The following is a 13,491-nucleotide window of genomic DNA, read 5'->3' on the forward strand; positions in this document are numbered from 1 at the left end:
AATGTTACTATTATTTCGGCAGTCTGAAAATAAAAAGTGCGGTTATTCTGTGGAGCAAAATTTGCTATAGTGGGCAAAAGGAAAGGGAATATCATGCGAATTTTATTGGTTGAAGACGATGTGATGATTGCTCAAGCTGTGCTGGCAAGCCTTAAAGATGAAGGCTATGCCACCGATTGGGTGCAAGACGGCGAGCAGGCATTGAGCGCGCTTGCGCTGCATGATTTTGATGTGTTGATTTTAGATCTCGGCTTGCCCAAGTGTGACGGGTTAAGCGTACTGCAAGATATTCGTCGCCATAACACCGCGCTTTCTATTCTTATTGCCACAGCGCGTGATGATGTGGCTAGCCGTGTGGCAGGTCTTGATGGCGGGGCGGACGATTATGTGGTGAAACCCTTTGAAATGGTTGAACTCAATGCCAGGTTGCGTGCGGTGGTGCGGCGCAAACATTATCAGGGGCAAAGCGTGTTGTCGAACGGCGTCATTTCGCTCGATCTCGCCACACAGCAGGCGCATAGCCAAGGGCAGGCCATTGAACTGACGCACAAAGAATTTGCTTTGTTGCAGATTTTAATGCAGCAGCCAGGTAAAATTTTCTCCCGCAGCTATTTAGAAGAAAAGCTCTACCCTTGGGGGGACGAAGTGGAAAGCAACGCCATTGATTTTTTAATTCATGCCCTGCGTAAGAAACTAGGCAAGGCGGCAATCCGCAATATTCGTGGTGCTGGCTGGCAGGTGGCAAAAGGGGCTTAACGTGGCGTTTTCCTTAATTAAGCAGCTCACGCGTAATATCACGCTATTTGCTTTGATTGCATTGGTGATCACCGCAACGGGAGCATTTTATTATGCTTTTAAAAGCGCTTACCGCCTGCAAGATGATATTTTGCAGCAAACCGCACAGCTGGTCAGCCCAGATGAACAGTTATCCGCAATGGCGTTGCATAACCGTGATAACCGCATTTTTATTCAAAATCACCGCACTTCGACACAAGTGCCTTACTACGTTGCCAATCTGCAACAGCTGTCGAGCGGCTTTCATTCGCTTACGCGTGGCAAACAGCGCTACCGTTTTTATGTTCGTGCAGTTAACGGCGTTAATATCGCCACGTTTTTTGATGAAAAAGAGTTTCGTGATGAAATTGCGCTACACTCTGCTTGGCTGGCCACGGCTCCGCTGATTTTATTTGTGCTATTTATCATTCCATTTTGCATTTGGCGTATTCGTCGCAGCCTACAGCCGATTGATCATCTGTCGCGCAGTGTGGCAGCACGTTCTGGCAATGATATTTCTGAGTTGGACAACCATGGCATTGCCAGTGAATTGCAAGGCTTTATCACCGCACTTAATCAGCTGCTGGCAAAAGTCCGCGAAAGCCAAGCGCAACAACAGCGTTTTGTGGCGGATGCCGCGCATGAGCTGCGTTCGCCGCTGACCGCACTTTCATTGCAGATCGAACGTTTGCATACGGATAATTTGCCTAACAGCGCGCTTGCCCAGCTTAATACTGTGCAACAAGGTATTGCGCGTATGCGACACTTGCTTGAGCAATTATTGGCGCTGGCAAAAATACAATCGCAGCACGCTGCGCCACAAAAGTTGAGCGTGCAAGCATCGTTTCTGTCGGTGTTAGAAACGCTGTTGCCGCTCGCGGATAAAAAAAATGTTGATATTGGTATTGTCAGTGATGGCGATCAGGCCATTTATGCCAATTCGACCGCACTTTATGTGTTGCTCAAAACAATTTGTGAAAATGCCATCAATTACACCCCCGCAGGCGGGCAGGTGGACTTGCGTTGGCGGGCGTTACCTCATGGTGTTGTGCTGCAAGTGGAAGATAATGGCATTGGCATTGCGCCAGCTGAGCGCAGCCGCGTGTTTGATCCGTTCTATCGTGTGTTAGGCACTCACCAAACAGGCACTGGGCTGGGGTTGGCCATCGCGCACACCATCGTGCAACAACATAATGGACGCATTGTGCTTAGTGATACACCGCACTTTACCCACGGCTTGTTGGTCAGCCTCTATTTGCCGCATCCTGCGTGCTAATTTTGTGCTAATTTTTCTTTTTTATACTGGGCTTAATTCGCTTTTATCAGGAGTTAAGATCCGTTATGAAATTGCGCTTTCAAGCCACCTCAACCCAATTAACTTTTGCCCTCGCGTTGTATTTTACCATTGTTTTAAACGGGGCATTTTTCCGCGCGGTATGGCAAGCGGCGAGCATTTCCAACACGCATAATCTGCTGTTTTTCGCCAGCGTGCCCGTGTTTGTTTTCTGCACATTGTTTGCCGTGTATCAAGTGCTAGCATTGCCACTGCTACATAAAGTGCTAATGCCTGCATTGCTGGTTATCAGCGCCGCGATTAGTTATCACGCCTTGTTCTATCATGTCTATTTTGGCACGGATATGTTAGAAAATATTCTGCAAACCGATTATGCCGAATCTCAACGTATGCTCACGCTGCCTTATGTTGCTTGGGTGTTGGGCTTTGGCGTGTTACCTGCGCTGATTTACTGTTTAGTCAAGCTGCGTTACCGCATTTGGTATAAAGAGCTGGGCGTACGTGCGCTGGTGGTGCTGTTGTGTTTGGGCGTTGTTGGTGGCATTGCCAAATTGTATTATCAAGATTATGCCTCGTTTGTGCGTAATCACCATCAAATTCCTAAATTAATTGTGCCGAGCAATTTTATCACCGCAGGTGTGAATGAAATTAAGCGTCAACAACGCAAAAACCGCACTTACACACCATTAGGATTAGACGCAACGCGCAATGCCAGCACTCAGCGGCGTGTTATCGTATTGGTGGTTGGCGAAACCACCCGTGCGGCTAACTGGGGGCTAAACGGTTATGCGCGACAAACCACGCCAGAGCTTGCAGCAATGGGCGATGTGGTGAATTTCCCTGTAGTGAGCAGTTGTGGCACCGCAACAGCGGTGTCGGTGCCGTGTATGTTTTCCAACCTTGGGCGCTCAGGGTATGATAACGTGACCGCCGTCACCCAAGATAATCTGGTGGATATTGTGCTGCGTGTGGGCGTGCGAATGTTGTGGGTGGATAATGACGGCGGCTGTAAAGAGGTTTGCCATCACATCAGTTACCGCAGTGTGATCGATGAAAACGATCCACGTTATTGCCACGATGGCGAATGCTTAGACATGGCACTGCTGGCGCATTTTGATCAAGACGTGCAAGCCGAGCCGCAGCGCGATCTGTTTCTGATTTTGCACACCATCGGCAATCATGGCCCGACCTATTACGAGCGTTATACGCGCGAATTTGCCCACTACACGCCGATTTGCGAAACGAAAGATATTGCGCAATGTGATCGTGAAAGTTTACTTAACACCTATGATAATGGCGTACACTATGTGGATCATTTCTTGGCGACGGTCATTCATAAGCTCAACAGCTTAGCGAACACCGAAACCGCACTTTATTATGTTTCAGATCACGGTGAATCGTTAGGCGAAAACGGCATGTACCTGCACGGCGCACCGTATGCCATTGCACCGAGTGAGCAAACCCATGTGCCGCAAATTTTTTGGGGATCGCCTGCGTTTATTCAGGCACAACAGTTGAGTGTAAGGTGCTTACAACAGCAGGCAAACACAACCGAATATAGCCAAGATAATTTATTTCACTCCCTGCTTGGCATGTGGGACATTCAAACGCGCGAATATCGCCCACAGAAGGACATCTTCGCCCCCTGTCGTAAAGGCGCATAGGCAAGAAAACACTTGACGTGGAGCGCAATAATCTTTATATTCCTTGCCCTAATCGAACGATTTCGGTGAGATGTCCGAGTGGTTGAAGGAGCACGCCTGGAAAGTGTGTATGCGCGAAAGTGCATCGGGGGTTCGAATCCCCCTCTCACCGCCATGAATTTTTAAACCGCACTTTTATTAAAGTGCGGTTTTTTGTTATTGCCAATTTTTGCGTTTTGAGGTTTTGCCGATACCAGGGTTGAAGCTGTTCGTCGGGTCTAAATCACGATAGAATTTTTTCAGCACAGGCTTAGCGTGGTAAAGGTGCCCTACGTTATGTTCGGCGGGGTATTCCGCGCCGCGCTGATCAAGCAGTTTGAGCATCTTCTCTTCCACTTGGTGCACGTTGGTGCCTTTTTTCGCGATGTAGTCTTGGTGGAACACATGGCAGAAAAAATGCCCGTAGTAGAGTTTATGGATGAAGTGCTGGTCAATATCTTCAGGCAGCGTTTCAAACCATTGACGATCGTTGCGGCGTAAGGCCACATCAAGCGCGACGATGTCTTCCACCGCTTTATGATGCACGATGCGATAACGCACCGCTGCCCCCGCCACTGCAAAACGATGGAGCATCGCCGCTTGCGCCTCTTTGGCGTCACAGGTGTAGTAATCCCCCGTGTGTTTGGCGAAATAATCCTGCAAAAAGGCCTTTGCCTCAGCAATGCCGTCGCCAGCCATCGCGAGTATTAAGTGATGTTCATATTTATCGCGATATTGGCGCATTTTCTCAGGCAAGTGTTGCGGCAAAAAGCGGCTTAAAAATTGCAAAGTGCGGTCGGAAATGTGGTCAGGTAAAAATGCGAATTTACTGCACAGGCGATCGACTTTATTTTTCAAGGCAAAAAGTTTTGGCAGATTATTGGTGCCAAGGGTTTTGATCGCCCAAAACGTGTCTTTGCCGTAAATGGTTGCCACATCAAATGCCTCGCGGTGAATGTATTCCCCCGACACTGGCAAATTTTTAAAATGTTGCAGAATATGGCGGCGAATGTCGTCCAGCTCGGCGGTGTCGTTGCTGCCGATGTAAAACACTTGGGTATTTTTCTCTAGCGGGAAGGTATCAAGGCGCACGGCAAACACCATTAATTTGCCCGCGCAGCCTGACGCTTCATAAAGCCGCCGTGGATCGGCATTAAAGCGGGCTGGCGTGTCGGCATCCACATCGCGTACATGTTCGTGATAGCCGTGGTCATGTCCACATTGGTGAGTGTGTTCAATATCGGCGGCGTCATAACGTTGCAGCTCAAGATTGGTCAAAATCGCCTCAGGCGTTTCGCCCAAATTCACGCCTAAGTGGTTGACCAGTACCAACTCGCCCGCGGCATTGATTTGAGCATAAAGTGCCATTTGAGTGTAAGCAGGCCCCCGTTGCACCAAAGCCCCACCTGAATTATTACATACGCCACCAAGCACGGACGCCCCCAAGCACGATGAACCGATCACCGAGTGCGCCTCGCGTTCGTGTTTTTTCAGCTCGGCTTCCAACTGGAAAAGGGTTGCCCCTGGCAGGCAAATCACCTGCTCGGCATGATTAATTAATTGAATATGCGCCAAACGCAGGGTGCTGACAATCACAATGTCGCGGTCATACTCATTACCATCTGGCGTAGAGCCACCTGTTAAGCCCGTATTCGCTGCTTGTGTAATCACAATGACATCTGCTGCCACACAGGCTTTTAGCACATTCCACTGCTCCAGCAATGTACCTGGTTTGACCACCGCCAACGCTTTACCTTGCCCAAAACGAAAGCCGCTGCGATACGGCAGCGTTTTGGCAGGATCAGTTAAAATGTGTTTTTCACCAACAATGTGGGTCAATTGTTCAATTAGAGTGCTCATATAAACTCCTTTCATTACAGTGCGTTTATTTTGTCGAAAAATGGTGCAATTAAGAATGCATATTATTACATTTGCGCTGATTCTGTGATCAAGTCAACATTTTTGTCATTATTTTTTGAATTTTAAAAAAATTGTTTTTATTTTTTTTCGAAGTATGGTATCAATAACGCACTGTTAAAAAACGTTTGAGCACAATGAAATCTTTCCGAATTATTAGCATTATTCGCATTTTGGTGATTATTATCTCCAAACGCGAGTGTTATGCTTAAATTCTGCTCAGGCACATTTAAATAACCCTCGCAAACTCGCGAGGGTTTTTTTATGCAAAATAATTTTAAAAATGAATAAAAGTGCGGTTAGGAGGAGAAATGAACGGTTCGCAACTCATTATAGCAAGCCTGAAAGCCCACGGAGTGGATACCCTTTTTGGTTATCCTGGTGGGGCGATTATGCCCGTATATGACGCGATTTATGATTCAGGGCTTGATCATCTGCTATGTCGCAATGAGCAAGGTGCGGCAATGGCGGCTATTGGCTATGCTAGAGCCAGTGGTAAGGTTGGTGTGTGCATCGCTACCTCAGGTCCAGGTGCGACAAATTTAATCACAGGCTTGGGCGATGCGATGATGGATTCCATCCCTGTGGTGGCGATCACAGGGCAGGTGGCATCACCTTTTATCGGCACTGATGCCTTTCAAGAGGCGGACGTGCTTGGATTGTCGCTGGCATGCACGAAACACAGTTTCATCGTGCAAAATATTGAAGAATTGCCAGACGTGTTAGCGAATGCATTTTATCTTGCGCAAAGTGGTCGTCCTGGCCCTGTGTTGGTGGATGTGCCCAAAGATGTGCAATTTGCCCCCACCACAGCTAACCCTATCGTCAAACCCCTTAAACGCCCGACCGCACTTTTAGATTCCGACCTCTCCGCCGCTAAAGCATTATTGCAACGCGCCAAACGCCCCGTACTTTATGTGGGCGGTGGCGTTGGCATGGCAAATGGCGTAAGCGCAGTGCGTGAGCTGCTTAATGTGACGCAAATGCCTTCGGTGTCCACCATTAAAGGCTTGGGCACAATCCCACCAGAAAATCCTTATTATATGGGCATGATCGGCATGCACGGCACCAAAGCCGCCAACCACGCGGTGCACGAGTGTGATTTGCTGTTGGTGATGGGGGCGCGTTTTGACGACCGTGTGACAGGAAAACTAGATACCTTTGCTCCCCATGCCAATGTGATCCATGTTGATATTGATGTGGCTGAGATGAATAAATTACGCCCTGCTGATGTGGCGTTATGTGGAGATCTGATTCAAGCGACGAAAGCACTCACGATACCGTTGGATATAGCTTCGTGGCGTGATGAAATTATTGCTCTAAAACAAGAGAATGATTTCCGTTATGCTGAAAATCAAGGTGATCAGCCGATCAATCCGTGGTGGCTATTAAACACGCTTTCTGAAAAGAAACAGCAAAGTGCGGTCATCACGACCGATGTAGGACAACACCAAATGTGGTCAGCGCAACATATGCATCATTTTGACCCGAAAAATTATATTACCTCTGCGGGTTTTGGCTCCATGGGATTTGGTTTGCCCGCAGCGGTGGGAGCGAAAAAAGCACGCCCACAAGATGATGTGATTTTACTCACAGGTGATGGCTCCTTTATGATGAATATTCAAGAGTTGGGGTCAATTAAGCGCGGCAATTTGCCGGTGAAAATCCTGTTGCTTGATAATCAGCGCCTTGGCATGGTGCGTCAGTGGCAGAGTCTATTTTTCAATGCTCGCCACAGCGAAACAATTTTAGATGACAACCCTGATTTTGTCACGTTAGCCAGTGCGTTTGGCATTGCAGGTGAACGCATTACGCGTGGCGATGAGGTGGACGCCGCCCTTGATCGGCTGTTAAATGCCGACGGTGCTTATTTATTGCATGTGTGTATTCCAGCGGATGAAAACGTGTGGCCGCTAGTGCCACCGGGTGCGTGCAATGTGGAAATGTTGGAAGATATTGGAGTGTAAGATGAATGTGTATCAACTGAGTATCACAGCCCAGTGGCGGCCTGAAACGTTAGAGCGGATTTTGCGCGTGGTACGCCATCGTGGCTTTTGCGTGCAAGCAATGAACATGCAATTAGTGGATAACACCGTGGAATTGAACGTGACAGTACACAGTGACCGCACTTTGCATTTGTTAACCAATCAACTTGTTAAATTATTTGGCATTGAACGCGTCATCGAAACAGCGTAAAGTGCGGTTTTAATTTGTGGGAAAAGGAAACATTATGCCAAAACTACGATCAGCGACCAGTACTTCAGGTCGCAATATGGCAGGTGCGCGTGCATTGTGGCGCGCCACAGGAATGAAAGAAAACGATTTTGGTAAACCGATTATTGCCGTGGTTAACTCGTTTACACAATTTGTGCCTGGGCATGTGCATTTGCGCAACTTAGGTGCATTGGTCGCTGAGCAAATTGAGGCGGCAGGTGGCGTGGCAAAAGAGTTCAACACCATCGCGGTGGACGACGGGATTGCCATGGGGCATGGCGGCATGCTTTACTCATTGCCATCACGTGAGCTGATCGCCGACAGTGTGGAATATATGGTTAATGCGCACTGTGCTGATGCGATGGTGTGCATTTCCAACTGCGATAAAATCACCCCAGGAATGTTGATGGCGGCGCTACGCTTGAATATTCCAACCATTTTTGTCTCAGGCGGCCCTATGGAGGCGGGCAAAACAAAATTATCGGATAAATTGATCAAGCTTGATTTAGTCGATGCCATGGTGCAAAGTGCGGATCCCAACGTCAGCGATGCCGACAGCCAAACCATTGAGCGCAGCGCTTGCCCAACTTGTGGCTCGTGCTCAGGTATGTTCACCGCCAATTCCATGAACTGTTTAACCGAAGCGCTGGGCTTGAGCCTGCCAGGCAACGGCTCGTGCTTAGCCACGCACGCTGATCGCAAAACGCTGTTTGTGAAAGCAGGCAAGCAAATTGTGGAATTGTGCAAGCGTTACTATGCCGACGATGACGACAGCGTATTGCCACGCAATATTGCAACTAAATCTGCGTTTGAAAATGCTATGAGCCTAGATATTGCCATGGGGGGATCAACAAATACGGTATTGCACCTGTTGGCAGCAGCGCAAGAGGCAGAAGTGGATTTCACCATGCAAGACATTGATCGTTTATCTCGTCTTGTGCCGTGTTTATGCAAAGTGGCGCCGAATACCAACAAATACCACATGGAAGATGTTCATCGCGCTGGTGGCGTGATGGGGATTTTAGGCGAGCTGGAACGCGCAAATCTGTTGCACAACCAAACTCGCACCGTGCTGGGATTAAGCTTAAAAGAGCAGCTTGATCATTACGATATTAAACGCACTGATTCAGCCGAAGTGCTGGATTTCTATCGTGCAGGGCCAGCGGGCATTCGCACCACCGAAGCGTTCTCGCAAGATTGCCGTTGGGACAATGTGGACGATGACCGCACTTTAGGGTGCATTCGCGATAAAGCGCACGCTTACAGTCAAGACGGCGGCTTGGCGATGCTCTCGGGCAACTTGGCAGAAAAAGGCTGTATTGTGAAAACCGCAGGGGTTGATGAAAGCATTCTCACCTTTGTGGGCAAAGCCAAAGTGTTTGAAAGCCAAGAAAGTGCGGTTGAAGGCATTTTAGGTGGCGCAGTGCAAGCAGGCGACGTGGTGGTGATTCGCTATGAAGGGCCAAAAGGAGGGCCAGGTATGCAAGAAATGCTTTACCCGACCAGTTACCTTAAATCGATGGGGCTAGGCAAAGCGTGCGCATTGCTCACCGACGGGCGTTTCTCTGGGGGGACATCAGGGCTTTCCATTGGGCACGTTTCCCCAGAGGCCGCCAATGGTGGCACAATCGGTTTGGTGCAAGATGGCGACACCATTGCCATTGATATCCCAAATCGCACAATTGAACTGCGTGTGGATGACGCCGAGCTCGCTGCTCGGCGCGAACAACAAGAAAAGTACGGTTGGAAGCCGAAAAATCGAGACCGTCACGTCTCCTTTGCGCTTAAGGCTTATGCCATGCTTGCCACCAGTGCCGACCAAGGTGCCGTGCGTGATAAACGTAAGCTGGAGGATTAATCATGAGCACAGAACAACTTTCAGGTAATGACTATCTGCGCACAGTACTCACCGCTAAGGTGTATGATGTGGTGGAAGTCACACCTGTACAGAAGATGGAAAAACTCTCTCAACGCTTTGATAATCAGATTTTTATCAAACGAGAAGATCGCCAGCCCGTTAACAGTTTTAAAATCCGTGGGGCGTATGCCATGATTGCCTCACTCAATGAGGCGCAAAAGGCGGCAGGCGTGATTGCTGCCTCAGCAGGCAACCACGCGCAAGGTGTAGCGCTTTCTGCCAAAAAATTGGGGCTAAGAGCGCTGATTGTGATGCCGCAAAATACGCCAAGCATTAAAGTTGATGCCGTGCGGGGTTTTGGTGGTGAAGTGCTTCTATATGGCGCTAACTTTGATGAGGCAAAAGCCAAAGCGATTGAGCTTGCGCAATCGGAAAAAATGACCTTTATCCCCCCATTTGATGCGCCGATGGTGATTGCAGGCCAAGGCACGTTGGGTATGGAGTTGCTCCAGCAATTGCCACATATTGACCGCATTTTCGTGCCTGTCGGTGGCGGTGGATTAGCGGCGGGTATTGCGGTGTTAATCAAACAATTAATGCCTGAAATTAAAGTCATCGGTGTGGAATCTAAAGATTCTGCATGCCTTAAAGCGGCCCTGGCAGCAGGCGAGCCTGTGGACTTGGAGCGCGTAGGGCTATTTGCCGACGGGGTGGCGGTGAAACGCATTGGTGATGAAACCTTCCGTTTATGTCAGCAATACCTCGATGATGTCATCACCGTTGAAAGCGATGAAATTTGTGCAGCCGTGAAAGATATTTTTGAAAATGTACGTGCTATTGCAGAGCCGTCTGGTGCGCTCTCACTCGCGGGCTTAAAAAAATATGTGCAACAACACAACATTCAAGGGGAAACCTTGGTCAATGTGCTTTCAGGTGCGAATTTAAATTTCCACAGCTTGCGTTATGTGTCTGAACGCTGTGAAATCGGGGAAAAGCAAGAAGCCTTGCTGGCAGTGACGATCCCTGAACAAAAGGGCAGTTTTTTAAAATTCTGTCATATTTTGGGCGATCGTGCAGTGACGGAGTTTAATTATCGTTATGCGCATCACCGCAACGCCTGTATTTTTGTGGGGGTGCGAGTCAGTGGTGGCGATGATGAAAAACAAGAAATCATCTCTCAACTGCGCCTTGCAGGCTACGACGTGCACGATCTTAGCGATGATGATGTGGCCAAGACACACATTCGCTATATGATTGGCGGGCGCAGCGCCAGTGCCGAGCGTGAAAAGCTCTACAGTTTTGTTTTTCCTGAGCAAAAAGGTGCGTTGGTCAAATTCTTGCAAATGTTAGGTACACAATGGAATATTTCTCTGTTCCACTACCGTAACCACGGGGCAGATTATGGTGATATTTTATGCGCATTTCAAATGAGTGAAGCCACCGAGCAAGTGTTTCAACACCATCTTGAAGCGCTTGGCTATGCTTATCAAGATGTGACTGATCTTGCATCTTATCGATATTTTTTAGCCTAATACAAGCCTGCCGTGCGCAGGCTTGACCGCACTTTACCTCTATGTATGGAGATTTGATTTATTTTTTTAAATAAATTATTATTTTCGTGCTAAAAAAATTCTATTTTGTAACATAATCATCTGGTTTCAATGAAAGGAGTTATATTTTGTTTGCTGAATTAAGAAAACGGACGACATTTAGCATGCCCGTTTTTATTCCAAGTTTTATTTTTATTCTCGTCATTGCACTGGCTTGTATTTTTGCACCGGATTCGATGCAAAATGCGCTTAATTTAGCTAAAGATTACGCGTTTAAATATTTTAGCTGGTTTTATATTCTGTCAGTCAGCTTCTTTATTTTATTTCTTGCATTGCTTGCGATGAGTAGTTTGGGTGATATTCGTCTCGGTAGTGACGATGAAGAGCCAGAATATCCGTTTATTTCTTGGATAGCGATGCTCTTTGCTGCAGGTATGGGTGTTGGTTTGATGTATTTCGGCGTGGCAGAGCCGCTGATGCACTATGTTTCCCCAATCACGGCAGCACATCCTAAAAAAGATGCTTTACTTTATACTTTCTTCCATTGGGGGATTCACCCGTGGGCGATTTATGGCACGATTGCGCTCGCGTTGGCGTATTTTGGTTTTCGTTATCGTATGCCGCTGTCAATTCGTTCAGCGTTTTACCCTATTTTACGGGACAAAATCCATGGCTTCTGGGGGCATTTGATTGATGCGCTTGCGTTGATTGCTACCGTATTTGGTATCATTACTACACTGGGGTATGGCGCATCCCAGCTCAATGCTGGTCTTTCTACTGTAGGTATTTTAGGTGATGCTACCTTAGGGTCGAAAGCCGTTATTATTGTTACTGTTGTCAGTATTGCTATCATCTCCGCTATCTCTGGTGTAGGTAAAGGTGTACGTCGCTTAAGTGAAATTAATCTTGGTCTAGCATTGAGCTTAATGTTGTTTATTTTAATTACGGGTTCATCTATTTACCTATTATCGGTCTTTTCCGAAAATATCGGTTATTATCTCAGTAATTTAGTCAACATGAGCTTCCGCACCTTTAGCTATGATACGGATCACGCGGATTGGTTCACTGGCTGGACGGTACTTTACTGGGCGTGGTGGTTCTCATGGGCGCCGTTTGTTGGCTTATTTATCGCCCGAATTTCTCGAGGTCGCACCATTCGTGAGTTTATTTTAGGCGTATTGATTATTCCATCGACTTTCAACCTACTGTGGTTTACCATTTTCGGTGATAGTGCGATTTTAGAAGACATCGCTCACTCAGGTGCGCTCAGTGCGTTGACCTCCAGCCCAGAAACATTACTGTTCTCCTTTTTAGATTACTTCCCATGGCCGACCGTCACCAGCCTCGTGGCGTTGCTGATTTTATCGCTGTTTTTCATCACTTCAGCCGACTCAGGTATTTTCGTGTTGAACAACATTGCCTCCAGCGGTCGTAGTGGTGATATGCCACGCTGGCAAAGCATTTTATGGGGCGTGATTATGATCGTGCTAGCGATTGCATTGCTGAATTCAGGCGGTTTAGGTGCGGTGCAAACGATGACCTTGGTGGTTGCTTTACCATTTGCTGTCATCACTGTTGTCATGTGTATAAGCCTACTAAAAGGCCTACGGGTTGACCAAAATTATTTTAATACGCGTTTAGATCAATCTACCGTCTTTTGGAGCGGTCATAAATGGAAAAAACGCCTTGGTCAAATTTTAAAACAAAATCAAGAGGATGATATTTATAGCTTCATAGACAATATCGTCAAACCCGCCTTTAGTGAATTGTTAAATGAGTTAGTACATAAGCACCATTTACAAGCAAGTATCGTGGAAAAAGATGATGATCACCACAGTGTTGAATTGCATATTCACAAAGGTGTAATGCGAGATTTCGTTTATGGCGTAACAATTGACGCACGGGATACATCAAATTCAATGTTAGAAGAAGACGCAGTCCCAAGCGTGCAGCATGAACAAATCTATACGCCTGTCACTTATTTTGGCGATGGACGAATGGGCTACGATATTCAATATATGTCGCGTGAAGAGCTTATCGCAGACATCTTGAAACAATATCAACGCTACCTCGTGCTGCTTGCCAGCGAAGAAAATGAGTTGATCGTTCAAGCACCATTGGATAGTGAACAGTAAACAGTAAATAAAAAGTGCGGTCTAACCGCACTTTTTATTTTCAGACCGCCGAAATAATAGTAACATT

At 47.4% G+C, this 13,491-nt stretch carries 9 protein-coding genes and 1 tRNA gene; 9 read left to right on the plus strand and 1 reads right to left on the minus strand.

What is annotated here, in order from left to right:
- Positions 1-93: 93 nt before the first annotated feature.
- The 4 genes from HPC38_RS10355 (at position 94) to HPC38_RS10370 (ending at position 3,886) form a co-directional block, all read left to right on the plus strand.
- A complete protein-coding gene (locus HPC38_RS10355) occupies positions 94-756 on the plus strand; it encodes a response regulator (protein ID WP_208121205.1) in 663 nt (220 codons plus the stop codon).
- A gap of 1 nt (position 757) precedes the next feature.
- The gene (locus HPC38_RS10360) at positions 758-2,050 is read left to right on the plus strand and encodes a sensor histidine kinase (RefSeq protein ID WP_208121206.1); all 1,293 of its coding nucleotides are present in this window, start codon (positions 758-760) and stop codon (positions 2,048-2,050) included.
- 65 nt (positions 2,051-2,115) lie between these two features.
- Positions 2,116-3,732 carry a phosphoethanolamine transferase gene (locus HPC38_RS10365; RefSeq protein WP_208121207.1) on the plus strand — a complete coding sequence of 539 codons (1,617 nt, stop codon included), beginning with the start codon at positions 2,116-2,118 and terminating at the stop codon, positions 3,730-3,732.
- A gap of 64 nt (positions 3,733-3,796) precedes the next feature.
- Positions 3,797-3,886 (plus strand) — tRNA-Ser (locus HPC38_RS10370).
- Between the two features lie 41 nt (positions 3,887-3,927).
- On the opposite strand, the gene dld is transcribed toward HPC38_RS10370, so the two are convergent.
- Entirely contained in the window at positions 3,928-5,610 is a 1,683-nt protein-coding gene (gene dld, locus HPC38_RS10375) for a D-lactate dehydrogenase (protein ID WP_208121208.1), read from the minus strand.
- 368 nt (positions 5,611-5,978) lie between these two features.
- Here dld and ilvG point away from each other — a divergent pair, with 368 nt between their 5' ends.
- The 5 genes from ilvG to HPC38_RS10400 all read left to right on the plus strand — a co-directional run bounded on the left by ilvG (position 5,979) and on the right by HPC38_RS10400 (position 13,424).
- Positions 5,979-7,634, plus strand: a complete 1,656-nt coding sequence (gene ilvG / locus HPC38_RS10380; RefSeq protein ID WP_208121209.1) for an acetolactate synthase 2 catalytic subunit — start codon at positions 5,979-5,981, stop codon at positions 7,632-7,634.
- A 1-nt stretch (position 7,635) separates the two neighbouring features.
- On the plus strand, positions 7,636-7,863 hold the full coding sequence (gene ilvM, locus HPC38_RS10385) for an acetolactate synthase 2 small subunit (RefSeq protein ID WP_208121210.1): 228 nt from the start codon (positions 7,636-7,638) through the stop codon (positions 7,861-7,863).
- Between the two features lie 34 nt (positions 7,864-7,897).
- On the plus strand, positions 7,898-9,739 hold the full coding sequence (gene ilvD, locus HPC38_RS10390) for a dihydroxy-acid dehydratase (RefSeq protein WP_208121211.1): 1,842 nt from the start codon (positions 7,898-7,900) through the stop codon (positions 9,737-9,739).
- Between the two features lie 2 nt (positions 9,740-9,741).
- On the plus strand, positions 9,742-11,271 hold the full coding sequence (ilvA, locus tag HPC38_RS10395; RefSeq protein ID WP_208121212.1) for a threonine ammonia-lyase, biosynthetic: 1,530 nt from the start codon (positions 9,742-9,744) through the stop codon (positions 11,269-11,271).
- A 182-nt stretch (positions 11,272-11,453) separates the two neighbouring features.
- The gene (locus HPC38_RS10400) at positions 11,454-13,424 is read left to right on the plus strand and encodes a BCCT family transporter (protein WP_208121213.1); all 1,971 of its coding nucleotides are present in this window, start codon (positions 11,454-11,456) and stop codon (positions 13,422-13,424) included.
- Positions 13,425-13,491: the final 67 nt, after the last annotated feature.

Source organism: Spirabiliibacterium pneumoniae (assembly GCF_014884995.1).
Lineage (GTDB): Bacteria > Pseudomonadota > Gammaproteobacteria > Enterobacterales > Pasteurellaceae > Spirabiliibacterium > Spirabiliibacterium pneumoniae.